The following is a 24,585-nucleotide window of genomic DNA, read 5'->3' on the forward strand; positions in this document are numbered from 1 at the left end:
GGCGGGCCGGTACGCTATCAGGATTTTGTGACTTTCTTCACGTCAATCTCAACGGAGTTCCAGTCTTTATCCACTTCGCCTTCAAGGCGCACTTTATCATTCGGACCGACGGAGAGCCCCTGCCAGACGTGATCGTCGATATCGACATTGACGTTACCGCTGGCATCGCGGAATTCATACAGCTCTTTACCCATTTTACGGACGATATTCCCTTCCAGCACCACCCAGGCGTCGTCGCGCAGGTTTTTCGCTTCGGCGACCGTCGTGCTGGCCGCGTCCGGACCGACAAAGCCGCCCTGTTTCTGGCTGGTGGTGCTGTCCGGGCCATTGAAGCCGCCCTTCTGAGCGATTGCCGGAGCGGCGACCAGACCACTTGCCGCGATTAACAGTGCGATTGTTGCTTTTTTCATTTCCATCTCCTTTGGTTGAGGGCGAAAGACTATCTTCGCGCCGGGACTACAGCGATAATTTTGGCCCTGATTCAGAAATAGCCCAAGAGTCTATACATGTTTTTACCATCGGATTACGACAGCTTCGGGCGGCTGAAACTGCCGCTGCTGTTCTGGGGCGTGCTGATATTGCAGGCCCGCACCTGGGTGCTGTTCGTTATCGCCGGGGCCTCACGCGAGCAGGGCAGTGCGCTGCTGACGCTGTTTTACCCGGATCGGGATACCTTCTGGCCCGGCCTGCTGGTTGGTCTGCCGGCGGCAGTCGCGTTTATGCTGAGCGGCAGACGACAGCAATGGCCTGCGCTGTGGCGGGCATGGCGCAGCGTGCTGGTGGCAACCCAGCTTCTGCTGCTACTCTGGCAGGCGCTGCTGTGGTGGCGGGGCGAAGTGGTCACCGGCGTCACGCTGGCGCTGCTGATTACCGACGTTTACGCCCTGTTGTGGATGCTGACCAGCCGTCGTCTGCGCGGCTGTTTCCAGCCGGAAAACGACTAACGGCACTTTTTGCGCCGCTAGCACTCAAAGGTGCGTGTCTGGAATTGTTAAAAGGAAGAAGTGATGAAAAAGCTGCGTGTATTGCTGTGCGGATCGGCGCTGCTGCTGTCCGGGTGTTCGACGCTGTCAAATGTCCCCTGGTCTGCCGCGAACCCGTGGAACTGGTTTGGCTCCTCGCTGGAGGTCACCGAAGAGGGCGTTGGCGATCTGACGGCGGCGACACCGCTGGAAGAAGGCGCAATCACCGATGCGCTCGGCGATGATTACCGGGTACGCAGCGGTATGAAGACGGAAAATGGCAATATCGTGCGCTATTTCGAAGCGCTGAAAGACGATCGTCTCGCGCTGGTGGTGAATGGCGATGCCACGGTGCGCCGCGTTGAGGTGCTGGATAAAGACATCACCACCGACAGCGACGTCAGTATCGGCACGCCGTTTACCGACCTCTATGACAAAGCCTATGGCAACTGCCAGAGCGCCAACACCCTGGAGAGCAAAGGCGTAAGCTGTAAAGCCCCGGGCAGCGAGCATATTCACTATCTGTTCAGCGGCGCATGGAGCGGCCCGGACGGCCTGATGCCGCCGGATGACGTGCTCAAACGCTGGAGCGTGGAGCGTATTATCTGGCAGCGCTAAGCATGCGCCAGCGCAACGGCAAAGGGTGAAACCAGGGTAGAATGGCGCGATTAATGCCACATGGTGTGGCATCTGTGCTTCAGGAGAAAAACGTGTCTCAGGTTCAGAGCGGCATTTTGCCCGAACATTGTCGCGCCGCTATCTGGCTGGAAGCGAACGCCAGCGATGATATCGCGGCCATTCGCGCCGGCTGCCGGGTGTTTGCGGATAAGCTGGCGACTTTCCAGCTGCAGTTTCCCGATGCGCATCTCGGGGCGGTGATTGCCTTTGGTCACGATCTGTGGCGCACCCTCAGCGAAGGTGAAGGCGCGCAGGAGCTGAAAAACTTCGCCCCGCTGGGTAAAGGCCTGGCACCGGCAACCCAGCGTGATGTGATGATTCACGTGATGTCGCTACGCCATGACGTGAATTTTTCGGTTGCCCAGGCTGCGCTTGCCGCCTTTGGCGAGGCGCTGACAGTGGAAGAAGAAACCCACGGCTTCCGCTGGGTGGAAGATCGCGACCTGAGCGGCTTCGTTGATGGCACCGAAAACCCGCAGGGCGACGAGCTGCGTCGTGAGGTGGCGGTGATCCAGGACGGCATCGATGCCGGCGGCAGCTACGTGCTGGTCCAGCGCTGGGAACATAACCTGCGCCAGCTCAACCGCATCAGCGTCGAAGATCAGGAGATGATCATCGGCCGCACCAAAGTGGCTAATGAAGAGATTGACGGCGATGTACGCCCGGTGACATCGCACCTCACCCGCGTCGATCTCAAGGAGAACGGCAAAGGGCTGAAGATTGTGCGTCAGAGCCTGCCGTGGGGCACTGCCAGCGGTAAAAATGGCCTTTATTTCTGCGCCTACAGCGCCCGCCTGTATAACATTGAGCAACAGCTGCTGAGCATGTTTGGCGATACCGACGGCAAGCGCGACGCCATGCTGCGCTTCACCCGTCCCGTCACCGGTGGCTACTACTTCGCCCCGTCGCTGGAGCGCCTGTTCGCGCTCTGATCCTTCGCCCTCTTCGCGCACCGGAGAGGGCTGTTTCACGCCTGAATGCTTATTCCCTTTTACGCTTGCAAATCACCAAACGGTATATAAAAGCGTTATAGCTTTGCCACCGGTTATAAATACACTGAACCCTCATTCGTCGTCACACGGGTAAGGGTGAAACATGGCCGGTAAGTCAGTGAAAAAAGGGTGCTTTGCGGTAGCGGTCTCGTTGCTACTGGCAGGCCATGCGCAGGCAACAGAACTGCTGAACAGCTCCTATGATGTATCGCGCGAGCTGTTTGCTGCACTTAATCCTCCCTTTGAGCAGCAGTGGGCCGCCGAAAACGCTGGCGATAAACTGACGATAAAACAGTCCCATGCCGGCTCTTCAAAGCAGGCACTGGCCATTCTGCAGGGCTTAAAAGCAGACGTTGTAACTTATAACCAGGTGACCGACGTCCAGATCCTGCACGACCGCGGCAAGCTGCTCGCTGCCGACTGGCAGGCGCGGCTCCCGAACAACAGCTCGCCGTTCTACTCCACCATGGCGTTTCTGGTGCGCAAAGGTAATCCGAAGAACATTCACGACTGGAACGATCTGGTCCGCAGCGATGTAAAACTCATCTTCCCGAACCCCAAAACCTCCGGTAACGCTCGTTACACTTATCTGGCGGCGTGGGGTGCTGCGGATAAAGCCGACGGCGGCGATGCAGCAAAAACCAGAGCGTACATGACGCAATTCCTGAAGAACGTCGAAGTGTTTGATACCGGCGGTCGTGGGGCGACGACCACTTTCGTTGAGCGTGGCCTCGGCGACGTGCTGATCAGCTTTGAATCGGAAGTGAATAACATCCGCAAACAGTATGAAGCGCAGGGCTTTGAAGTGGTGGTGCCAAAGGTGAATATCCTTGCGGAATTCCCGGTGGCGTGGGTGGATAAAAACGTGAAGGCCAACGGTACCGGGAAAGTGGCGAAGGCCTATCTCAACTACCTCTACAGCCCGCAGGCCCAGACCATCATCACTGACTACTACTACCGCGTGAACAACCCGCAGGTGATGGACAAGCTGAAGGACAAATTCCCGCAGACTGAACTGTTCCGCGTGGAAGACACCTTCGGGGGCTGGCCACAAGCGATGAAAACGCACTTCGCCAGCGGCGGCGAGTTCGACACGCTGTTGAGTCAGGGGCGTAAGTAATGTTTGCAGTGGCTTCCAGACGCGTGCTGCCCGGCTTTACCCTGAGCCTGGGAACCAGCCTGCTGTTCGTCTGCCTGATTTTACTTTTACCCCTCAGCGCGCTGGTGATGCAGCTGGCGCAGATGAGCTGGGAACAGTACTGGGACGTGATCACCAATCCGCAGGTGGTGGCTGCCTATAAGGTAACGCTGCTCTCAGCCGCCGTGGCATCGGTGTTTAACGGCGTGTTCGGCCTGCTGATGGCGTGGATCCTGACGCGCTATCGCTTTCCGGGCCGCACGCTGCTGGATGCGCTGATGGACCTGCCGTTTGCGCTGCCCACCGCCGTGGCGGGCCTGACGCTGGCCTCGCTGTTCTCGGTAAACGGTTTTTACGGCGAATGGCTGGCGCAGTTTGGTATCAAGGTCACCTACACCTGGCTCGGTATTGCCGTGGCGATGGCGTTCACCAGCATCCCGTTCGTGGTGCGTACCGTACAGCCGGTGCTCGAAGAGCTGGGGCCGGAATATGAGGAAGCGGCGGAAACCCTCGGCGCGACGCGCTGGCAGAGTTTCCGCAAAGTGGTGCTGCCGGAACTCTCTCCGGCGCTGATGGCGGGCGTAGCGCTGTCGTTTACCCGTAGCCTCGGCGAGTTCGGGGCGGTAATTTTCATCGCCGGGAACATCGCCTGGAAAACTGAAGTCACCTCGCTGATGATTTTCGTGCGTCTGCAGGAGTTCGATTATCCCGCCGCCAGCGCGATAGCTTCGGTGATCCTTGCCGCATCGCTGCTGCTTCTTTTCGCGATTAACACGCTGCAAAGCCGCTTTGGCCGCCGGGTAGTGGGGCACTGATGACAACGATTTCGCAAACAGGACAGCGCCGCGTGCGCATTAACTGGGGTAAATGGTTTTTGATCGGCACCGGGATGCTGGTCTCGATCTTCATTCTCGTTGTACCGATGGTGTACATCTTCTCGAAGGCCTTCTCTGAAGGGCTGATGCCCGTTCTGAATAATCTGGCCGACCCGGATATGCTGCACGCTATCTGGCTGACAGTGCTGATCGCGCTGATCACCGTGCCGGTTAATCTGGTGTTCGGTACGCTGCTTGCCTGGCTGGTGACGCGCTTCACCTTCCCTGGCCGCCAGTTGCTGCTGACCCTGCTGGATATTCCATTTGCCGTCTCGCCGGTGGTGGCGGGGCTGGTTTATCTGCTGTTCTATGGCTCCAACGGCCCGCTGGGCGGCTGGCTCGACGAACACGATCTGCAAATTATGTTCGCCTGGCCGGGGATGGTGCTGGTGACCATCTTCGTGACCTGCCCGTTCGTGGTGCGTGAACTGGTGCCGGTGATGCTGAGCCAGGGCAGTAATGAAGATGAAGCCGCGATTTTGCTCGGCGCGTCAGGCTGGCAGATGTTCCGCCGCGTCACGCTGCCGAACATTCGTTGGGCGCTGCTCTACGGCGTGGTGCTGACCAATGCCCGCGCCATCGGCGAATTCGGCGCGGTGTCGGTGGTATCCGGCTCGATTCGCGGTGAAACGCTGTCGCTGCCGTTGCAGATTGAACTTCTGGAGCAGGACTACAACACCGTCGGCGCCTTTACTGCTGCAGCGCTGCTGACGCTGATGGCGATCCTGACCCTGTTTTTAAAGAGTGTGGTGCAGTGGCGCCTGAATAATCAGGAAAAACGCCAGCATCAGGAGGAAAATCATGAGCATTGAGATTGACGCAATTAACAAATCCTTCGGGCGCACGCAGGTGCTGAACGATATCTCTCTGGATATTCCTTCTGGCCAGATGGTGGCGCTGCTGGGGCCGTCCGGCTCCGGAAAAACCACGCTGCTGCGCATCATTGCCGGGCTTGAGCATCAGACCAGCGGCAATATCCGTTTTCACGGCACCGACGTGAGTCGTCTGCACGCCCGCGATCGAAAAGTGGGTTTCGTGTTCCAGCACTACGCGCTGTTCCGGCATATGACGGTGTTTGAAAACATCGCCTTTGGCCTGTCGGTACTGCCGCGTCGCGAGCGACCGAACGCAGCCGCCATCAAGCAGAAGGTCACCCGACTGCTGGAGATGGTGCAGCTGGCACATTTAGCTGAACGCTATCCGGCACAGCTCTCCGGCGGACAGAAGCAGCGCGTCGCCCTGGCGCGTGCGCTGGCGGTGGAGCCGCAAATCCTGCTGCTGGATGAGCCGTTTGGTGCGCTGGACGCCCAGGTGCGTAAAGAGCTGCGCCGCTGGCTGCGCGAGCTGCATGCTGAACTGAAATTCACCAGCGTGTTCGTCACCCACGATCAGGAAGAGGCGATGGAAGTGGCTGACCGCGTGGTGGTGATGAGCCAGGGGAACATCGAGCAGGCGGATGCCCCGGAGCAGGTGTGGCGCGAGCCCTCGACCCGCTTCGTGCTGGAGTTCCTCGGCGAGGTGAATCGCTTGAAAGGTACAATTCGCGGCGGCCAGTTCCAGGTCGGCGCGCATCGCTGGTCGCTCGGCTATACGCCATCCTATCAGGGGCCGGTGGATCTGTTCCTGCGCCCGTGGGAAGTGGATATCAGCCGCCGTACCAGTCTTGATTCTCCACTGCCGGTGCAGGTGCTGGAGGTCAGCCCGAAAGGGCACTATCTGCAGCTGGTGGTGCAGCCGCTGGGCTGGTATGACGAGCCGCTGTCGGTGGTGTTTCAGGATGAGCATGTTCCGCAGCGTGGCGAACGGCTCTTTGTGGGCCTGGAGCAGGCGCGCCTCTACCACGGCGACCAGCGCATCGAACGTAGCGAACGCCTTGCCCTGGCGCAGTCCGCCTGATAGCTTAACGAAAACGATGTGGAAGCGGCCTCGTGGCCGCTTTTTTTATGCTTCCGGACAGACAAACGTGAACACACTAGAACAGACCATCGGTAACACGCCGCTGGTAAAACTGCAGCGCATGGGGCCGGATAACGGCAGTGAAATCTGGGTAAAGCTGGAGGGGAATAACCCCGCCGGGTCGGTGAAGGACCGGGCGGCGCTCTCGATGATCCAGCGCGCCGAAGCGCGCGGCGAAATTTCGCCCGGCGACGTGCTGATTGAGGCGACCAGCGGCAACACCGGTATCGCCCTGGCGATGATTGCCGCCATCAAGGGCTACCGCATGAAACTGCTGATGCCGGACAACATGAGCCAGGAGCGCCGCGCCGCAATGCGCGCCTATGGCGCAGAGCTGATTCTGGTATCGAAAGAGCAGGGGATGGAGGGCGCGCGCGAGCTGGCGCAGGCGATGGCCGAGCGCGGCGACGGCAAGGTGCTCGATCAATTTAACAATCCGGATAACCCTTACGCCCATTACGCTACCACCGGGCCGGAAATCTGGCAGCAGACCGGCGGGCGCATTACCCATTTCGTTTCCAGCATGGGCACCACCGGCACCATCACCGGCGTGGCGCGTTTTATGCGCGAGCAGAGTAAGCCTGTCACTATCGTCGGTCTGCAGCCGCAGGAGGGGAGCAGCATTCCGGGGATCCGCCGCTGGCCTGCCGCCTGGATGCCCGGCATCTATAACGCTGACCTGGTGGATGTGGTGCTGGATATTCATCAGCGTGATGCGGAAGTGACAATGCGCGAGCTGGCGGTGCGGGAGGGTATTTTCTGCGGGGTGAGTTCTGGTGGTGCCGTGGCGGGCGCACTGCGCGTAGCCCATGACAACCCCGGCGCGGTAGTGGTGGCCATCATCTGCGATCGCGGTGACCGCTATCTTTCTACCGGGGTCTTTGGCGAAGAGAGCTACAGCCAGGGGGCCGGGATTTAAGCCCGCTGCGGCAATAAAAAATGGCGCCCTCGGGCGCCATTTTTGTTCGCAGTATCGAACTTATTTCTTGATGCGGATAACCGGGGTTTCGCCAACGGTTACGCTACCAGTGAGTTTGATCAGCTCTTTGATTTCGTCCATGTTGGAGATAACAACCGGCGTCAGCGTGGATTTCGCTTTCTCTTCCAGCAGGGCCAGGTTGAATTCGATAACCGGATCGCCTTTCTTCACGCGCTGACCTTCTTCAGCGATACGCGTGAAGCCTTCGCCTTTCAGTTCAACGGTGTCGATACCGAAGTGGACAAACAGCTCAATGCCGCTGTCAGATTCGATAGAGAACGCGTGGTTGGTTTCGAAAATCTTACCGATGGTACCGTCAACCGGTGCGACCATTTTGTTACCGGTCGGTTTGATAGCGATGCCATCACCAACGATTTTTTCAGCGAACACGACATCCGGTACGTCTTCGATATTAACGATTTCACCAGACAGTGGAGCAACGATCTCAATGGTTCCGGTGTCGCTATTGCCTTTGTCACCGAACAGTTTACTAAATAACCCCATTAGCCTTCTCTCCTAAGCAGTAATTTGGGCCGCGCATCTCGTGGATTAGCAGATTGTTTTTTCTTCAATGAACTTGTTAACCAGCGTCATTAACTCGTCCGTTGTCGGTTGAGCAAGAGCCTGCTCTGCTAAAACCTTCGCATCTTCGAAGTTCGTGTTACGAATAATCTTCTTGATACGCGGGATAGAAATGGCGCTCATACTGAACTCATCCAGACCCATCCCCAGCAACAGAAGTGTAGCACGTTCATCGCCTGCAAGCTCACCGCACATTCCGGTCCACTTGCCTTCTGCATGAGATGCATCAATCACTTGCTTAATAAGATTCAGTACGGACGGTGACATCGGCTGGTAAAGATGGGAAATCATATCATTACCGCGGTCAACTGCCAGCGTATACTGTGTTAAATCGTTGGTACCAATGCTAAAGAAATCAACCTCTTTGGCGAGATGACGCGCAATGGTCGCTGCCGCCGGGGTTTCAACCATCACGCCGATTTCAATGGTTTCGTCGAAGGCTTTACCTTCGTCGCGCAGTTCCTGCTTGAAGATGTCGATCTCTTTCTTCAGCGCGCGCACTTCTTCCACCGAGATAATCATCGGGAACATGATGCGCAGCTTGCCGAAGGCGGAAGCACGCAGGATGGCACGCAGCTGATCGCGCAGGATCTCTTTGCGATCCATCGCGATACGAATCGCGCGCCAGCCGAGGAACGGGTTCTCTTCTTTCGGGAAGTTCATGTACGGCAGCTCTTTATCGCCGCCAATGTCCATGGTACGCACGATCACAGCCTGAGAGCCACAGGCTTCAGCCACGGCTTTATAGGCCTGGAACTGCTCTTCTTCGGTCGGCAGCGCGTCGCGGTCCATGAACAGGAATTCGGTGCGGTACAGGCCAACACCTTCAGCGCCGTTGCGCTCTGCACCGGCGACATCGCGCACGGTACCAATGTTGGCGCAGACTTCAACCTGGTGGCCGTCAAGGGTAATGGCCGGCAGATCTTTCAGCTTCGCCAGTTCGGCTTTCTCTTCAGCGACCTGCGCCTGCGTAGCGCGCAGTTCGTCAATCACCTCGTTGGTCGGGTTAACGTAAACCTTGTTGTTAACCGCATCGAGGATCAGGTAATCGTCGTTTTTAACCTGGGTGGTCACGCTACCGGTGCCCACAATGGCCGGCAGCTCAAGCGAGCGCGCCATGATGGAGGTGTGCGAGGTGCGACCGCCGATGTCCGTGATGAAACCCAGCACCTTGTTCAGGTTGAGCTGTGCGGTTTCAGACGGCGTCAGGTCAACGGCCACCAGGATTACTTCGTCCTGAATAGCGCTGAGGTCAATAATGGCGAGGCCGAGGATATTGCGCAGCAGGCGCTTACCGATGTCGCGCACGTCAGCCGCACGCTCTTTCAGGTATTCATCGTCCAGCTCTTCCAGGGCGTGAGCCTGACCTTCGATAACCTCATGAGCTGCCGCGTCGGCAGTCATCAGCTTATCTTTAATCAGGGCTATGATTTCCTGCTCCAGCTCTTCATCTTCAAGCAGCATGATATGCCCTTCGAAGATGGCTTCTTTTTCTTCACCGAAGGTTTCGCCGGCTTTCGTTTTGATCGCTTCTAACTGAGCGGATGCCTTGGCACGACCGCTCAGGAAACGTTCAACTTCCTGAGAAACCTTGTCGGCAGAAATTTTTTTCCGGTCGATGACAATCTCATCTTCTTTAAGCAGAAGCGCTTTGCCAAATGCAATACCCGGAGATGCTAAAATGCCTGAAATCATAACCCTACCTTACTTGTGACTGATCGTTAAAAGAACGCGAACTTACTCGAGTTCAGCCATCAGTTTTACCAGATGTTCAACCGCTTTCTGCTCGTCTTCGCCTTCAGCAGAAATGGTAACAACGGTACCCTGAGTCAGACCCAGAGTTTGCAGTTTGAACAGGCTTTTCGCGCTGGCGCTTTTGCCGTTGGAGGTCACAGTGATCTCAGAGGTGAAGCCTTTAGCTTCTTTAACAAACTGAGCAGCAGGGCGGGTATGCAGACCGTTCGGAGCGGTAATAGTAACTTCTTGCTGGAACATTGTATTTCCCCAACTTATTGGTTTAGTGTTGTGGAACTAAAGTCTAGCCTGGCGGTTCAACTTTAGCCTGTATTGTTAGCGCCGACGTAACAGAACGCGACACAAGATGCATGAAGAAACAACCAAAACACGCAGGGCAGGACGCCATGCGGTACGCGTTTCGCTCGTCACTAATATTATGCCGCGAAGCAGAAGAGGGACCAAACCCTTAAATCGATTCAGCAGTGGCTTTTACGGTAACGATTAATTTCACGCATCAAAATAATTGCTGGTTAAATACCAGACCCGACGGGGTGAAGCAATGCTGAGCGCAGCAAAAGTTTGATGTACGCCACAAAAAAGCACCCGAATGGGTGCTTTTTTCGCCGCATTTAACAACCTGGCATCACTGTTGCAGTTCTTTCTCGGTAAACAGATCGGCAAACAGCGCGGTACTGAGATAGCGCTCGCCGGAAGAGGGCAGGATCACCACGATATTTTTATTCGCGAATGACTCATCTTCCTGCAGTTTCAGCGCGGCAGCTACCGCTGCGCCGGAGGAAATTCCCGCCAAAATACCTTCATCTTCCATCAGGCGACGGGCAGTGGAGATAGCCTCTTCGTTAGTGATGGCCACCACTTTATCAACCAGCTTAAGATCCAGGTTGCCCGGAATGAAACCGGCACCGATACCCTGAATTTTGTGCGGACCCGGTTTGATCTCTTCTCCGGCGATCGCCTGTGCAATAACCGGAGAATCGGTCGGTTCTACCGCCACGGTGATGAGATCGGTTTTACCTTTGGTATTTTTGATATAGCGGCTGACGCCGGTCAGGGTACCGCCGGTTCCCACGCCCGCGATAAATACATCAACCTGGCCGTCGGTATCTTCCCAGATTTCAGGCCCGGTGGTTTTTTCGTGAATTTCCGGGTTCGCCGGGTTGCTGAACTGCTGCAGCAGCAGATATTTGGCCGGGTCGCTGGCAACGATCTCTTCCGCCTTCTGAATAGCGCCCTTCATGCCTTTTGCGCCTTCGGTCAGCACCAGATTCGCGCCCAGCGCCTTCAGCAGCTTGCGGCGTTCAGTACTCATGGTTTCCGGCATGGTCAGCGTCAGCTTGTAACCACGCGCCGCGGCAACATACGCCAGCGCGATACCGGTGTTGCCGCTGGTCGGTTCAACCAGTTCGACGCCAGGCTTCAGAACACCTCGTTTTTCAGCGTCCCAAATCATATTGGCACCGATACGGCACTTGACGCTGAAGCTTGGGTTGCGGGATTCAACTTTCGCCAGGATGCGTCCGTTGCCAATGCGGTTCAGTCGTACTAACGGCGTATGACCAATAGTCAACGAGTTGTCTTCAAAAATCTTACTCATGGCCCGTCCTTAACTGGTTGAAATTTGGGAACTGCCTCAGCATACCTGCTCAGGCTTTATGCGGAAGTAAGTAAATCGCATATTATATGCTGTAGCGAAATAATGATGATCAGTATGGAATAAGCGCTGACAGATGCCACCTTTGCGGGTTATTTCCACTGTGCATGCTTCATGCGATACGCATCCACCCACATCGCGGTGGCGCCGCACACGGCAACCGGCATGATAAACAGATTCAGGAAAGGAATTAGCGTAAACAGGCTCACCACGGTGCCGAACTGCATATTGAGCGTTTTACGCGCGCGCAGCGCCTGGCGCATGTCGCGGAACGGGACTTTATGGTTGTCGAACGGGTAGTCGCAGTACTGGATCGCCAGCATCCAGGCGCTGAACAGGAACCACAGCACCGGCGCGACGGTCTGACCAATCCCCGGTATGAAGTACAGCACCAGCAGCACGGCGGCACGCGGCAGATACCACGCCAGCTTCTGCCACTCGCGTTTCATAATGCGCGGGATATCTTTAGCAATGCCCAGCACTCCGGTATCAGGCGGCGTCGCCCCGGTCAGCCGTGCTTCCAGCTGCTCCGCCAGCAGGCCGTTGAACGGTGCGGCGATCCAGTTGGCAATAGTAGAAAAGAAATAGCCGAACACCAGCACGATACTTATTACCGCCAGCGGCCAGAGCAGGTAGCTGAGCCACTGAAGCCAGTCGGGTACGTGAGTCATCAATGCGGGGATCCAGGCGTCAAGCCGGGTAAACAGCCACCAGAAGGCGCCGCCCATCAGCAGAATATTCAGGACCAGCGGAACGATAACGAAGCGGCGAATGCCCGGTAGCGTCACGAGTTTCCAGCCCTGAGCGAAATAATGAAAACCGCTGCGCGGCGCGTTTGCTGTGTTTGAAACCATGTCAGAAGACTACTCCTTTATCACTGCCGGATTGTTGCGCGGCTATATTAACCAGGTCGTTTCAGATAACGACTTCGGAAATGGTCGAAAAATCAGCGAAAAGCACGATTTATCGTATCTTTATGGGATGAAAACCAAGCGCGCACTTGCACTTAAGCAGATGCGCAAATACTCTTAGTGATGAAATGTTTGCCGCGGTGGCGGGGGGTTATCCCACCATCTTTATGATGCAGCTAAGTTAGCTGCGATCGTCTCACAGGCTTACCTGCGGTGACGACTGACCTCCCGGCGCAACGTAAGTTTAATGGTTTAGAACAACAGAGAATATAATGATGCAGGATTTGCGTCTGATATTAATCATTGTTGGCGCGATCGCCATAATCGCCTTGCTGGTGCACGGTCTCTGGACCAGCCGTAAGGAGCGCTCCTCCGTGTTTCGCGATCGCCCCCTGAAGCGCATGAAATCTCGTCGTGACGACGAGGAAGAAGACGACATCGACGACGAGGAAGAAGGCGTCGGTGAAGTGCGCGTGCGTCGGGTTAATTCGCCGCAGGAATCTGTTCAGGAAGACGCGCCGCGCCCGGGTCCACAACACCAGTATCAGCCGCCTTATGCCTCTGCTCAGCCGCGTCCGGCCGCCGCACCGCAGCCTGCTCCTGAAACCCCGTTTGAACCTGTCGCTCCCGCGCAGCCAGTTCGCCAGCAACCTCAGGCCCAGCAGGCCCCCGTTGCCGCGCAGCCGGAACCTGCACCTCAGCCTGTTGCTCAACCCGCGCAGCCGGTTCATCAGCCCGAAGCGCAGCCGGTTCGCGCCGAGCCAATGTTCGCGCCTGAACCGCAGTGGGACGAGCCTGCACAGCCTGCTGAACCGCAGCATGCCCCTGAGCCGGTAGTGGAAAAGCCGCGGCTCAAAGAGACCGTTATCATCATGAACGTGGCGGCACATGCCGGCACCGAGCTTAATGGTGAAGTACTGCTCAACAGCATTCAGCAGGCCGGTTTCAAGTTTGGCGAAATGAACATTTTCCATCGTCACCTCAGCCCGGACGGCAGCGGCCCGGTGCTGTTCAGCCTGGCGAATATGGTGAAACCGGGGTCGTTCGACCCGGAAACCATGGGCGATTTCACTACCCCTGGCATCACCATCTTTATGCAGGTGCCTTGCTACGGGGATGAAAAGCAGAATTTCAAACTGATGCTGCAGTCCGCGCAGCACATTGCTGACGAAGTGGGTGGCGTAGTGCTGGACGATCAGCGCCGTATGATGACGCCCCAGAAGCTGCGTGAATATCAGGATCGCATCCGTGAAGTCTGCGAGGCTAACAGCTAAGCGCCACGAAGTCTCCGAACTGCTTACAAGCCCCCGCTCGTCGGGGGTTTTTTATCATTGATGGTGTGATATGAAATCAATCGAAGAACAACTTACTGAGCTGCGAACTACGCTTCGCCATCATGAATACCTCTACCACGTGATGGACGCGCCGGAGATCCCGGACGCGGAATACGACCGCCTGCTGCGCGAGCTGCGCGCCCTGGAGGAGGAGCATCCGGAACTTATCACGCCGGATTCGCCCACCCAGCGCGTGGGTGCCGCGCCGCTGACCGCCTTCAGCCAGGTACGCCATGAAGTGCCGATGCTGTCGCTGGACAACGTGTTTGATGAGGCCAGCTTCCTGGCTTTCAATAAGCGCGTGCAGGATCGCCTCAAGAACAGTGATGCGCTGGTGTGGTGTTGCGAGCTGAAGCTGGACGGCCTGGCAGTGAGCCTGCTGTATGAGAACGGCGTGCTGGTACGTGCGGCCACCCGTGGGGACGGCACCACCGGGGAAGATATTACGGTTAACGTGCGCACCATCCGCGCAGTGCCGCTTAAGCTGCACGGGGAAAATATCCCGGCGCGTCTCGAAGTGCGTGGCGAAGTGTTTTTACCTCAGGCGGGCTTTGAAAAAATTAATGAAGATGCCCGCCGTACCGGGGCGAAAGTGTTTGCCAACCCGCGTAATGCGGCCGCTGGTTCCCTGCGCCAGCTCGATCCGCGTATCACGGCTAAACGCCCACTGACCTTCTTCTGCTACGGTGTCGGTCTGCTGGAGGGCGGCGAGCTGCCGCGCAGCCATATGGGCCGCCTGCAACAGTTTAAAGCCTGGGGTCTGCCGGTCAGCGATCGGGTTCGTCTGTGCGACACCCCGGACGCGGTGCTCGATTTCTATCATCAGGTTGAAAATGACCGACCGCATCTGGGCTTTGATATCGACGGCGTGGTGATTAAGGTCGATTCGCTGGAGCTGCAGGAGCAGCTTGGCTTCGTGGCGCGTGCGCCGCGCTGGGCGGTGGCGTTTAAATTCCCTGCGGTGGAGCAGATGACTACCGTTCGCGAAGTGGAGTTCCAGGTCGGTCGTACCGGGGCTATTACCCCGGTGGCGCGCCTTGAGCCGGTACAGGTGGCGGGAGTGCTGGTGAGCAATGCCACCCTGCATAACGCCGATGAAATCGAGCGCCTGGGGCTGCGCATCGGCGACAGAGTCGTGATTCGGCGCGCAGGAGACGTTATCCCGCAGGTGGTTAACGTGGTGATGACCGACCGCCCGGACGATACTCGTCCCGTGGTCTTCCCGGCTCACTGCCCGGTATGCGGCTCTGACGTTGAGCGTGTGGAAGGCGAAGCCGTCACCCGCTGCACCGGTGGCCTGATATGCGGTGCGCAGCGTAAAGAGGCGCTCAAGCATTTTGTGTCGCGCCGTGCGATGGACGTTGACGGCATGGGCGACAAGATCATCGATCAGCTGGTGGAAAAAGAGTACGTCAAAACCCCAGCCGACCTGTTCCGTCTTACCGCCGGCAAGCTGACCGGGCTGGATCGTATGGGGCCAAAATCCGCGCAGAACGTGGTGAATGCCCTTGAGAAAGCCAAAGAGACCACCTTTGCCCGTTTCCTTTATGCGCTTGGTATCCGGGAAGTAGGCGAGGCGACGGCTGCCGGGCTGGCGGCGCATTTTGGTAATCTCGACGCGCTCTCTAAGGCAAGTATTGACGAGCTGCAGAAAGTGCAGGACGTCGGCATCGTGGTCGCGACGCACGTGTTCAACTTCTTTGAGGAGGAGAGCAACCGCGAGGTGATCCGCCAGCTGGTGGAAGAAGTGGGTATTCACTGGCCTGCGCCGGCAGTGATCAACGCTGAGGAAATCGACAGCCCGTTTGCCGGTAAGACGATCGTCCTGACCGGGACGCTGAGCCTGATGTCGCGTGACGATGCCAAAGCGCGTCTGACCGAACTCGGCGCGAAGGTCAGCGGCAGCGTATCGAAAAAAACCGATCTGCTGATTGCGGGCGAAGCCGCAGGGTCGAAACTGGCTAAAGCGCAGGAGCTGGGCGTGGACGTCATCGACGAGGCGGAGATGGTACGCCTGCTGGGCGAATCCAATGGATAAAGAGCAGCTGGTCGCCATCGCCAATACCGAGATGCCGTTTGGCAAATATAAAGGACGGCGGCTTATCGATTTGCCTGAAGAGTATCTGCTGTGGTTCGCCCGTAAAGACGAGTTTCCGGCCGGACGGCTGGGGGAACTGATGGCCGTGACGCTGCTTATTAAAACAGAGGGGCTGGGCCATCTGGTTCAGCCCCTCAGACGCCCCTGATCAGATATAAATATCAACCTGGTGCTGCGCGGAAGGTGAATTCACGCCTTCTGCTTTTACCGTATTCTGCGCCTGTTTCTGCTGCGCTTCTTCGGCTTGTTGACGCTGAAGCTGCGCCAGCTGAGCCTGCAGCATCTTAATCTGCGCCTGAATCATCTCCTGCTGCTTAAGCTTGTCTTCTGTCTCGCCGCTGCTGTTCGCCACATCTTTCAACTTCTGCGTCAGGTTTTTAATCTGCTGCGTGATGCGGTTGATTTGCGACCCGATATCGCTACCGGAAGAGGCGCTGGACCCGCCCTGGGCTGACTGCGCAGTGGTTGCAATGCTATTGCTTATAGTGGTCATTTACTGCTCCTTTCTTGCCATAACTCGTTCTTTTATCGGCAATCGGAGGGATAAGCTTAGGGGAGATAGTAAACGTCAGGAGAGCAAGTAAGTGGGTAAAATAGAGCATAGCAAAAAGGCGCCTTTAGGGCGCCTTTTTACACTGGTGGGTCGTGCAGGATTCGAACCTGCGACCAATTGATTAAAAGTCAACTGCTCTACCAACTGAGCTAACGACCCGAAGTGGTGGGTGATGACGGGATCGAACCGCCGACCCCCTCCTTGTAAGGGAGGTGCTCTCCCAGCTGAGCTAATCACCCACTTCGGTACTTCAATGACAGAAAACTTCGCTGGTGAGAAAGTGGTGGGTGATGACGGGATCGAACCGCCGACCCCCTCCTTGTAAGGGAGGTGCTCTCCCAGCTGAGCTAATCACCCACTTCTCAATTCTCTGTCTACACTGCGGAAGCCACATAAAATGTGGTGGGTGATGACGGGATCGAACCGCCGACCCCCTCCTTGTAAGGGAGGTGCTCTCCCAGCTGAGCTAATCACCCCCGCTGTGTGGAGTCGCATTATAGGGAGAGCTGAAAAGGAGTCAACGCCTTTTCCAAAGAATTTGATTGTTCGTTGAAAAATCAGGCGATGCGACGAGATATTGAACCGCAATGCATGATTATTAAACAAAAAGCCAGAGAAAAGCCTCATCGCGGGGATGCCGATTGAGGAATCAGCGCAGGGTGGTAGAATATTGCCCACGCAAAATCCCTGGCATCTGCCGGCCACCGGCACTCAGGACATATAAGGTCATTTAATGAAAATCAAAACCCGCTTCGCGCCAAGCCCGACCGGCTATCTGCACGTTGGTGGCGCCCGTACCGCGCTCTACTCCTGGCTGTTTGCCCGTAACCACGGCGGCCAGTTTGTGCTGCGCATTGAAGATACCGATCTCGAACGTTCTACCCCCGAGGCTATCGAAGCCATCATGGACGGGATGAACTGGCTGAGCCTGGAGTGGGATGAAGGCCCGTATTTCCAGACCAAACGTTTCGATCGCTACAACGCGGTGATCGACGAGATGCTGGCTGCCGGCACTGCCTATAAATGCTACTGCTCGAAAGAGCGTCTGGAGCAGCTGCGTGAAGAGCAGATGGCGAAAGGCGAAAAGCCGCGCTATGACGGTCGTTGCCGCCACGATCACGAACATCATGCCGACGATGAGCCGTGCGTAGTGCGCTTTGCTAACCCACAGGAAGGGTCGGTCATCTTTGACGATCAGATCCGCGGCCCGATTGAGTTCAGCAACCAGGAGCTGGACGATCTGATTATTCGCCGTACCGATGGTTCTCCGACCTACAACTTCTGCGTGGTGGTCGATGACTGGGATATGGAGATCACCCACGTGGTGCGTGGCGAAGACCACATTAACAATACCCCGCGTCAGATCAACATCCTGAAAGCGCTGAACGCGCCGGTGCCGCTTTATGCGCATGTGTCGATGATCAACGGCGACGACGGTAAAAAGCTCTCCAAGCGCCACGGCGCGGTGAGCGTCATGCAGTATCGCGACGACGGTTACCTGCCGGAAGCGCTGCTGAACTATCTGGTGCGCCTGGGCTGGTCCCACGGTGACCAGGAGATCTTCACCCGCGAAGAGATGGTCTCGCTGTTCAGCCTTGATGCGGTGAGCAAATCTGCCAGCGCCTTCAACACGGAAAAACTGCAGTGGCTAAACCACCACTACATTAACCATCTTCCGGCTGAATACGTTGCCACCCAGCTGCAGTGGCATATCGAGCAGGCAAACATCGATACCCGTACCGGCCCTGAGCTGGCGGATCTGGTGAAACTGCTCGGCGAGCGCTGCAAGACGCTAAAAGAGATGGCGGAAAGCTGCCGCTACTTCTATGAAGAGTTTGACGAGTTTGATGCCGACGCGGCGAAGAAACACCTGCGCCCGGTTGCTCGTCAGCCGCTGGAAGTGGTGCGTGACAAGCTCGCTGCCATTACAGAATGGAGCGCGGAAAACGTGCATCACGCCATTCAGACTACCGCCGACGAACTGGAAGTGGGCATGGGCAAAGTCGGTATGCCGCTGCGCGTGGCGGTAACCGGAGCAGGGCAGTCGCCGGGTCTGGACGTGACCGTTCACGCCATCGGCAAAACCCGCGCCGTCGAGCGCATCAACAAAGCGCTGGGCTTTATTGCGGAGCGTGAAGCGCAGCAATAATCGCGCAGCAAAAAACGGCGGATCTCTCCGCCGTTTTTTTAGCCTGCCAGCGCCGCATCCAGATCGGCGATCAAATCCCCCGCATCCTCAATTCCCACCGACAGGCGAATCAGCTGCGGCGTAATGCCGTTAGCCAGACGCTGCTCCAGTGGAATGGAGGCGTGGGTCATGCTGAACGGCTGGCTGACGAGGCTTTCAACCCCGCCCAGGCTCTCCGCCAGGGTGAAGAGTTTCAGTCGTGCGATAACCGCCGCCGCACGCTGCTCATCGCCCTTCACCACAAATGCGATCATCCCGCCCGGCTGCGACATCTGCTCGCGCGCCAGCGCATGCTGAGGATGTGAGGCCAGCCACGGGAACCAGACTTTCTCCACCTGCGCATGCCCCTCCAGCCACTCCGCCACCGCCAGCGCGTTTTTGCCGTGGCGCTCAATGCGCAGATCCAGCGTGCGAATGCCGCGCAGCGTCAGGAAACTGCTGAACGGATCGAGCACGCCGCCCACCGCGTTGTGCAGATACGCCAGCTGCTCTGCCAGCGCCGGATTATCGCCCACCACTGCCAGACCGGCCACCACATCGGAGTGGCCGTTCAGGTATTTCGTCGCGGAGTGCACCACAATATCGAAGCCCAGCGCCAACGGACGCTGAATTGCTGGCGAGGCGAAGGTATTATCCGCCACGCTCAGCACGCCGTGGCGTCGGGCGATGGCCGCGATGGCGCGCAGATCCGCCAGCTTGAGCAGCGGGTTGGTTGGCGTTTCCACCCAAATCATGCGGGTATCTGGCTGAATGGCAGCCTCAATAGCGGCCAGATTGTCCGGTTTTACCCAGCTGATTTTTAACCCGGCGGTGCGACGGCGCACGTTTTCCATCAGACGCCAGGTGCCGCCATAGACGTCATCCACCGCCACGATATGGCTCTCTTTATCCAGTAGTTCCAGCACCGTGGCGATGCCCGCGAGGCCTGAAGCAAAGGCGTAACCGCGCGTGCCGCCTTCCAGTTCAGCAATGGCGTTTTCCAGCGCGGCGCGGGTCGGGTTACCGCTGCGCGAGTATTCGTATCCGGTGTGCTGGCCTGGGGCAGGCTGGGCAAAGGTTGAGGTGGCATAGATCGGCGGCATTACCGCGCCGTATTGATCCGAAAACGCACCGCTGTGCACGCTCAGTGTGGCAAATTTAGTCATGATCTACTCCTTATTATTCAAGGCGGTTACGCCAGCGATTCAGTACATCGCTGCGGGTGATGAGTCCTGAGAACGCGCCGTTACGCGTGACGACAGCAACGTGACCGCGGGCGAAAATGTCATGCAGGGCGCTTTCCGGGCTGGCGGCATCAAGGGTTTCTACGTGACGGGTCATGGCATCAGAGACCGGTGTCAGGAAGCGCGCGCTGTCGCCGCGCACGTGCGCCAGCAGATCCCATTCATCGACAATGCCCACCACCTCGCCCTGCGCCAGTACCGGCAACTGGGAGATGTCGTACAGCCGCATCCGCGCCAGCACGGCGGCGAGAGTATCGTCCGGCGCGGCGACTACGGTGGCCCCTTCGTCATGACGGAAAGCAATAAGATCGCGCAGATCGCCGGTTTGCGGGGGTGTGAGCAGACCCTGCTGACGCAGCCAGTCATCGTTAAACATCTTTGACAGGTACTTGTTACCGCTGTCGCAGGCGAAGGTGACCACGCGCTTCGGTGTGGTCTGGGCACGGCAATAGCGCAGCGCCGCTGCCAGCAGCGTGCCGGTGGAGGAGCCCGCCAGAATACCCTCCGCTTTGAGTAATTCCCTGGCGGTGGCGAACGCCTCGGCGTCGCTGATGCGGTATGCGTGCCGCACGCCTTCCAGCCTTGCCAGCGGCGGAATGAAATCTTCGCCGATCCCCTCCACTCGCCAGGCTCCGGCGTCGCCATACTTCCCGTGTTCCACCTGGTCGGCCAGCACCGAGCCATCGGGGTCGGCGAGGATAAATTCGGTATGCGGCGATACCTCGTTAAACCAGGCCTGCAAGCCGCCCAGCGTGCCGCCGGAGCCGACGCCGACCACTACGGCATCAATGGCCCCTTCGCTCTGGGCGGTCAGCTCTGGACCCGTGGTGGTGAGATGCGCCAGCGCATTCGCCGGGTTTGAGAATTGATCGATATAGAAGGCGCCGGGCGTCTCTGCCGCGAGGCGACGGGCATAATCCTGATAGTAGGCGGGGTGCCCTTTGTTGACGTCTGAGCGCGTCAGCAGTACCCGGGCACCGAGCGCCCGCAGGTGAAAGATCTTCTCGCGGCTCATCTTATCCGGCACCACAAGAGTCAGCTGATAACCTTTTTGCGCCGCGATCAGCGCCAGCCCGAGGCCGGTATTGCCCGCCGTGGCTTCAATAATGGTGCCACCGGGTTTCAGGACGCCGCGTCGCTCCGCATCCTCAATCATCGACAGCGCCACGCGATCTTTTATCGAGCCGCCGGGGTTCTGGTTCTCCAGTTTCAGCAGCAGTTCACAGGGGCCAGTATCCAGCTTGCTTAAACGCAGCAGCGGTGTATTGCCAATCAGCGCCACGACGTCATTAACGATGGCCATATGCATTCTCCAGACAGGGTAGTTGGAGCGATCCTGAACTGAAAAATGGCGGCGACTAAAGAACCTTTCTGAGGTGATTAGAACGAAAAGTAATATTATCTGCTAATTCAGCCATCAGGATGTCAGGCCGTTTAGTCGCCTGGCTATGTACATGGCTAAAAATGCCATTTTTAACGGTTTTCTGCCTCAAAATCAGGCATCTGACACCCTGCGTTATGCCTTTCCCGGCAATCGATAGTTAAAAATATTCATTCCCGTTGCGAATAGTAAATGTACAAATTAAGCGCGTTAACGGCATCGAAGGCGCTTTTTATTCACTAATGTTATAAATGCCGACGTTTTTGTTATTTCAAATTATCTGGCCCTTGTTTATTATCATCCAGACGTCTATACCGCTATTTATAAAAGCGGACAGGCTACAAACTTTTGCTTTGCGCAACGCCGGATAACAACACCTATGATCGTTCTCAGGAACATTTCGAAGATTTTTAAACACGGCACCGACCCCATTACCGCCGTGGACGATGTGAATCTCTCCATCGAACAGGGGCAAATTTACGGCATTATCGGCTACAGCGGCGCGGGTAAAAGTACCCTGATTCGCCTGCTGAATGGCCTGGAAAAACCGACGTCCGGCACCGTGACGGTGAACGGGCAGGATATTTCCGCCGCCCGCGGCGAAACGCTGCGCCAGGCGCGTCTGAAAATCAGCATGGTGTTCCAGCATTTCAATCTGCTGTGGTCGCGCACCGTCAGTGAAAACATTGCGTTTTCCATGCAGATTGCCGGTACGCCAAAAGCAAAAATCAATGCCCGCGTTGCCGAGCTTATCGATCTCGTCGGGCTACGCGGCCGCGAGAACGCCTATCCGTCGCAGCTGAGCGGCGGACAGAAGCAGCGCGTCGGTATCGCCCGCGCGCTGGCGAACAATCCGGACGTGCTGCTTTGCGACGAAGCCACATCGGCGCTGGACCCGCAAACTACCGATCAGATCCTCGATCTGCTGTTGGACATTAACCGCAAGTTCAGATTGACCATCGTGCTCATCACCCACGAGATGCACGTGGTGCGCAAAATCTGCGATCGCGTGGCGGTGATGGAAAACGGCAAAGTGGTGGAAGAGGGCGAAGTGCTGAACGTCTTTACCCATCCGCAGCAGCCGATTACGCGTCAGTTCGTGCGCCAGGTCAGCCAGTATGCTGAAGAAGAGGCGTTTAATCCGGAACTGGCCGCCGGGCTGGACGGCAACGTTATTAAGCTGACGTTTGTCGGCCTGAGTACCCATCAGCCGGTGGTCGGGGAACTGACCCTGCGCTACGGCCTACCGTTCAATATTCTGCACGGCAAGATGACCCAGACCGCGCACGGCGTGTTCGGGCAGCTCTGGCTGCACGTCGTCGCTACGCCGGAACAACTGAACAATATTCTTAACGATTTACAGCTGCATGAGATCGACACTGAGGTGGTGAAGTATGCCTGAGAACCTGTTTCCCCATCTGAAGTGGGACCAACTCTGGGCGGCCACCCAGGAGACGCTGTACATGACCACTCTCTCCGGCGTCGCGACCTTTGCATTAGGGCTGCTGCTGGGCCTGGCGCTGTTCCTGACCGCGCGCGGTGGGCTGTTCCAGAACCGGGCGGTCTACAGCGTGATTTCGCTGGTGGTGAACATTTTCCGCTCCATTCCGTTCATCATCCTGATCGTGCTGCTGATCCCGTTTACCAAAAGCATCGTCGGCACCATTCTCGGGGCTGATGCGGCACTGCCGGCGTTGATTGTCGGTGCTGCGCCGTTCTACGCACGCCTCGTGGAGATCGCGCTGCGTGAAGTGGATAAAGGCGTGATTGAGGCGACCCGCTCGATGGGCGCGCGTCTGAGCACGTTGGTTTTCCGGGTTTTACTGCCTGAATCCTCGCCCGCGTTGGTTTCAGGTATTACCGTCACCCTGATTGCGCTGGTGAGCTATAGCGCGATGGCCGGTGTGATCGGTGCAGGCGGGTTAGGAAATCTGGCTTATCTGGAAGGATTCCAGCGCAACCATAACGACGTCACGCTGGTGGCGACGGTGACCATTTTGATCATCGTGTTCATTATCCAGTTCTGCGGCGACGTTATTACCTCTCTGTTAGACAAACGCTAATAATATTGAGACCACAACATCATGAAAAAAGTACTGACACTGATTGCCGCAGCCACCCTGAGCGTCTCAGCCTGGGCTGACACCCTGACCGTAGGCGCGTCCAACGTGCCGCACGCAGAAATTCTTGAGCAGGCGAAGCCGATCCTTGCTAAACAGGGTATCGATCTCGAAATCCGTCCGTTCCAGGATTACATTCTGCCGAACACCGCGCTCTCCAGCCGCGATATCGACGCCAACTACTTCCAGCACATTCCTTACCTGAACAGCGTGCTGAAAGATCACGAAGGCGATAAAACCTATGATTTCGTCAGCGCTGGCGCGATTCACATCGAGCCGATCGGCATCTACTCTAAAAAATTCAAATCGCTGAAAGATCTGCCGGAAGGCGGGAAAGTGATTATGCGTGACGCCGTTGCAGAAGAGGGACGTATCCTCTCCATCTTCGAGCGCGAAGGCGTGATCAAACTGAAGCCGGGCGTGGATAAAGTGGCCGCGCGCATCAGCGACATCGTGGAGAACCCGAAAAAGCTGAAGTTCCTGCCGAACGTGGAAGGCTCTCTGCTGCCGCAGATGTACAACAATGATGAAGGCGACGCGGTGGTGATCAACGCCAACTACGCCATCGACGCGGGCCTGGATCCGGTAAAAGATCCGATCGCTGTTGAAAGCGGCGAGAACAACCCGTATGCCAACATCATCACCGTACACCGCGGCGACGAGAAGAAGAAAGACATCGTTGCACTGGTTAACGTGCTGCACTCGAAAGAGATTCAGGACTGGATCCGCACCAAGTATAAAGGCGCGGTTATTCCGGTAAACAACTGAGTTTTCTGCCTGCAAAAAAGCCTCCGTCCGGAGGCTTTTTTAATCAACTGGCATCGCCGATGCCGAGCTTACCCAGCAACCCCGTCACGCCTTCGCGCAGCAGAAGCGCCGCCAGCCGCCGCTGTTCGCTCTCTGACATGGCGCGAATCGCCTCGGTCATCTGGCGCTCAACGTTATCCTGCACGCTGCCATAGGGAACGTGTGGCTCCTCAGCGCGGCTCAGTTCAGGGTAACGCTTACGCATTTTACTGGTGTTAATGATGAACAGACGCACCGGGTCGGAAATGATGATGACGTGCGCTTTTCCGCCTTTCACCCCTTTAATTTTGCGCGTCTGCCAGCGCTGGGCGTGCACCCACTTGTTGATGGTCTGCGGGCTGTAGCCGGTCAGTTCGGCAAGATCGCCCGGCGTCATTTGCGATTTGAACATTATCATAG

25 protein-coding genes and 4 tRNA genes are annotated in these 24,585 nt (G+C 57.2%); 15 read left to right on the forward strand and 14 right to left on the reverse strand.

Going from position 1 to position 24,585, the window contains the following annotated elements:
- Positions 1–17: 17 nt before the first annotated feature.
- A complete protein-coding gene (locus ET34_RS0106245) occupies positions 18–410 on the reverse strand; it encodes a YgiW/YdeI family stress tolerance OB fold protein (protein WP_031520422.1) in 393 nt (130 codons plus the stop codon).
- Between the two features lie 96 nt (positions 411–506).
- On the opposite strand from ET34_RS0106245, the gene ET34_RS0106250 reads away from it, so the two are divergent.
- The 8 genes from ET34_RS0106250 to cysM all read left to right on the forward strand — a co-directional run bounded on the left by ET34_RS0106250 (position 507) and on the right by cysM (position 7,520).
- Positions 507–944 carry a DUF2919 domain-containing protein gene (locus tag ET34_RS0106250; protein WP_031520424.1) on the forward strand — a complete coding sequence of 146 codons (438 nt, stop codon included), beginning with the start codon at positions 507–509 and terminating at the stop codon, positions 942–944.
- A 63-nt stretch (positions 945–1,007) separates the two neighbouring features.
- Positions 1,008–1,580 carry an RpoE-regulated lipoprotein gene (locus tag ET34_RS0106255; protein ID WP_031520427.1) on the forward strand — a complete coding sequence of 191 codons (573 nt, stop codon included), beginning with the start codon at positions 1,008–1,010 and terminating at the stop codon, positions 1,578–1,580.
- Between the two features lie 92 nt (positions 1,581–1,672).
- The gene (locus ET34_RS0106260; RefSeq protein WP_031520429.1) at positions 1,673–2,572 is read left to right on the forward strand and encodes a Dyp-type peroxidase; all 900 of its coding nucleotides are present in this window, start codon (positions 1,673–1,675) and stop codon (positions 2,570–2,572) included.
- Positions 2,573–2,735: 163 nt separating this feature from the next.
- Complete coding sequence (locus ET34_RS0106265) at positions 2,736–3,752, forward strand: sulfate ABC transporter substrate-binding protein (protein WP_031520431.1); 1,017 nt, start codon at positions 2,736–2,738, stop codon at positions 3,750–3,752.
- Positions 3,752–4,585, forward strand: coding sequence for a sulfate/thiosulfate ABC transporter permease CysT (gene cysT, locus ET34_RS0106270; protein ID WP_031520433.1), 834 nt, complete (start codon positions 3,752–3,754; stop codon positions 4,583–4,585). Before ET34_RS0106265 ends, cysT begins: the two co-directional genes overlap by 1 nt.
- Entirely contained in the window at positions 4,585–5,457 is an 873-nt protein-coding gene (gene cysW, locus ET34_RS0106275) for a sulfate/thiosulfate ABC transporter permease CysW (protein WP_031520435.1), read from the forward strand. Before cysT ends, cysW begins: the two co-directional genes overlap by 1 nt.
- Positions 5,447–6,541 carry a sulfate/thiosulfate ABC transporter ATP-binding protein CysA gene (gene cysA / locus ET34_RS0106280; RefSeq protein WP_031520437.1) on the forward strand — a complete coding sequence of 365 codons (1,095 nt, stop codon included), beginning with the start codon at positions 5,447–5,449 and terminating at the stop codon, positions 6,539–6,541. The genes cysW and cysA overlap by 11 nt, the downstream gene beginning before the upstream one ends.
- A gap of 67 nt (positions 6,542–6,608) precedes the next feature.
- On the forward strand, positions 6,609–7,520 hold the full coding sequence (cysM, locus tag ET34_RS0106285) for a cysteine synthase CysM (RefSeq protein ID WP_031520439.1): 912 nt from the start codon (positions 6,609–6,611) through the stop codon (positions 7,518–7,520).
- 60 nt (positions 7,521–7,580) lie between these two features.
- On the opposite strand, the gene crr is transcribed toward cysM, so the two are convergent.
- The 5 genes from crr to cysZ all read right to left on the reverse strand — a co-directional run bounded on the left by crr (position 7,581) and on the right by cysZ (position 12,425).
- Complete coding sequence (gene crr / locus ET34_RS0106290) at positions 7,581–8,084, reverse strand: PTS glucose transporter subunit IIA (protein WP_031520441.1); 504 nt, start codon at positions 8,082–8,084, stop codon at positions 7,581–7,583.
- 45 nt (positions 8,085–8,129) lie between these two features.
- Positions 8,130–9,857 carry a phosphoenolpyruvate-protein phosphotransferase PtsI gene (gene ptsI, locus ET34_RS0106295; RefSeq protein ID WP_031520443.1) on the reverse strand — a complete coding sequence of 576 codons (1,728 nt, stop codon included), beginning with the start codon at positions 9,855–9,857 and terminating at the stop codon, positions 8,130–8,132.
- Between the two features lie 42 nt (positions 9,858–9,899).
- Complete coding sequence (ptsH, locus tag ET34_RS0106300) at positions 9,900–10,157, reverse strand: phosphocarrier protein Hpr (RefSeq protein WP_000487600.1); 258 nt, start codon at positions 10,155–10,157, stop codon at positions 9,900–9,902.
- A gap of 385 nt (positions 10,158–10,542) precedes the next feature.
- Positions 10,543–11,514, reverse strand: coding sequence for a cysteine synthase A (gene cysK, locus ET34_RS0106305; RefSeq protein ID WP_031520445.1), 972 nt, complete (start codon positions 11,512–11,514; stop codon positions 10,543–10,545).
- A gap of 149 nt (positions 11,515–11,663) precedes the next feature.
- Positions 11,664–12,425, reverse strand: a complete 762-nt coding sequence (gene cysZ, locus ET34_RS0106310; protein WP_031520447.1) for a sulfate transporter CysZ — start codon at positions 12,423–12,425, stop codon at positions 11,664–11,666.
- Positions 12,426–12,754: 329 nt separating this feature from the next.
- Between cysZ and zipA the strand changes: the two genes are divergently transcribed.
- The 3 genes from zipA (at position 12,755) to ET34_RS0106330 (ending at position 16,062) form a co-directional block, all read left to right on the forward strand.
- A complete protein-coding gene (zipA, locus tag ET34_RS0106320; RefSeq protein ID WP_031520450.1) occupies positions 12,755–13,756 on the forward strand; it encodes a cell division protein ZipA in 1,002 nt (333 codons plus the stop codon).
- A gap of 70 nt (positions 13,757–13,826) precedes the next feature.
- Positions 13,827–15,854: an NAD-dependent DNA ligase LigA gene (gene ligA / locus ET34_RS0106325; RefSeq protein WP_031520451.1), complete on the forward strand. Its 2,028-nt coding sequence runs from the start codon at positions 13,827–13,829 to the stop codon at positions 15,852–15,854.
- Positions 15,847–16,062 (forward strand): DUF3820 family protein, encoded by a 216-nt coding sequence (locus tag ET34_RS0106330; RefSeq protein WP_031520453.1) that lies wholly within the window; start codon positions 15,847–15,849, stop codon positions 16,060–16,062. Before ligA ends, ET34_RS0106330 begins: the two co-directional genes overlap by 8 nt.
- Here the strand turns inward: ET34_RS0106330 and ET34_RS0106335 are convergent, their stop codons facing one another.
- The 5 genes from ET34_RS0106335 to ET34_RS0106355 all read right to left on the reverse strand — a co-directional run bounded on the left by ET34_RS0106335 (position 16,063) and on the right by ET34_RS0106355 (position 16,943).
- Positions 16,063–16,407: a FlxA-like family protein gene (locus tag ET34_RS0106335; protein ID WP_031520455.1), complete on the reverse strand. Its 345-nt coding sequence runs from the start codon at positions 16,405–16,407 to the stop codon at positions 16,063–16,065.
- A gap of 143 nt (positions 16,408–16,550) precedes the next feature.
- A tRNA-Lys gene (locus ET34_RS0106340) sits at positions 16,551–16,626 on the reverse strand.
- 4 nt (positions 16,627–16,630) lie between these two features.
- Positions 16,631–16,706, reverse strand: a tRNA-Val gene (locus tag ET34_RS0106345).
- 42 nt (positions 16,707–16,748) lie between these two features.
- A tRNA-Val gene (locus ET34_RS0106350) sits at positions 16,749–16,824 on the reverse strand.
- A 43-nt stretch (positions 16,825–16,867) separates the two neighbouring features.
- Positions 16,868–16,943 (reverse strand) — tRNA-Val (locus tag ET34_RS0106355).
- A 257-nt stretch (positions 16,944–17,200) separates the two neighbouring features.
- On the opposite strand from ET34_RS0106355, the gene gltX reads away from it, so the two are divergent.
- Entirely contained in the window at positions 17,201–18,616 is a 1,416-nt protein-coding gene (gene gltX, locus ET34_RS0106360; protein WP_031520457.1) for a glutamate--tRNA ligase, read from the forward strand.
- A gap of 38 nt (positions 18,617–18,654) precedes the next feature.
- Here the strand turns inward: gltX and ET34_RS0106365 are convergent, their stop codons facing one another.
- Together ET34_RS0106365 and ET34_RS0106370 are read right to left on the reverse strand one after the other, a co-directional pair.
- Positions 18,655–19,800: a trans-sulfuration enzyme family protein gene (locus ET34_RS0106365; protein ID WP_031520459.1), complete on the reverse strand. Its 1,146-nt coding sequence runs from the start codon at positions 19,798–19,800 to the stop codon at positions 18,655–18,657.
- A 13-nt stretch (positions 19,801–19,813) separates the two neighbouring features.
- Positions 19,814–21,181: a pyridoxal-phosphate dependent enzyme gene (locus tag ET34_RS0106370; protein WP_031520461.1), complete on the reverse strand. Its 1,368-nt coding sequence runs from the start codon at positions 21,179–21,181 to the stop codon at positions 19,814–19,816.
- Between the two features lie 457 nt (positions 21,182–21,638).
- Between ET34_RS0106370 and ET34_RS0106375 the strand changes: the two genes are divergently transcribed.
- From ET34_RS0106375 to ET34_RS0106385, 3 genes are read left to right on the forward strand one after another with little or no spacing between them, the layout of a single operon-like run.
- Positions 21,639–22,661, forward strand: a complete 1,023-nt coding sequence (locus tag ET34_RS0106375; RefSeq protein WP_031520463.1) for a methionine ABC transporter ATP-binding protein — start codon at positions 21,639–21,641, stop codon at positions 22,659–22,661.
- On the forward strand, positions 22,654–23,322 hold the full coding sequence (locus ET34_RS0106380; protein ID WP_031520464.1) for a methionine ABC transporter permease: 669 nt from the start codon (positions 22,654–22,656) through the stop codon (positions 23,320–23,322). Before ET34_RS0106375 ends, ET34_RS0106380 begins: the two co-directional genes overlap by 8 nt.
- A gap of 21 nt (positions 23,323–23,343) precedes the next feature.
- A complete protein-coding gene (locus ET34_RS0106385) occupies positions 23,344–24,147 on the forward strand; it encodes a MetQ/NlpA family ABC transporter substrate-binding protein (RefSeq protein ID WP_031520466.1) in 804 nt (267 codons plus the stop codon).
- A gap of 43 nt (positions 24,148–24,190) precedes the next feature.
- Here the strand turns inward: ET34_RS0106385 and ET34_RS0106390 are convergent, their stop codons facing one another.
- Positions 24,191–24,583 (reverse strand): YfeC-like transcriptional regulator, encoded by a 393-nt coding sequence (locus tag ET34_RS0106390; RefSeq protein WP_031520468.1) that lies wholly within the window; start codon positions 24,581–24,583, stop codon positions 24,191–24,193.
- Between the last annotated feature and the right edge of the window lie 2 nt (positions 24,584–24,585).

It is taken from the genome of Siccibacter colletis, assembly GCF_000696575.1.
Classification (GTDB): Bacteria; Pseudomonadota; Gammaproteobacteria; order Enterobacterales; family Enterobacteriaceae; genus Siccibacter; species Siccibacter colletis.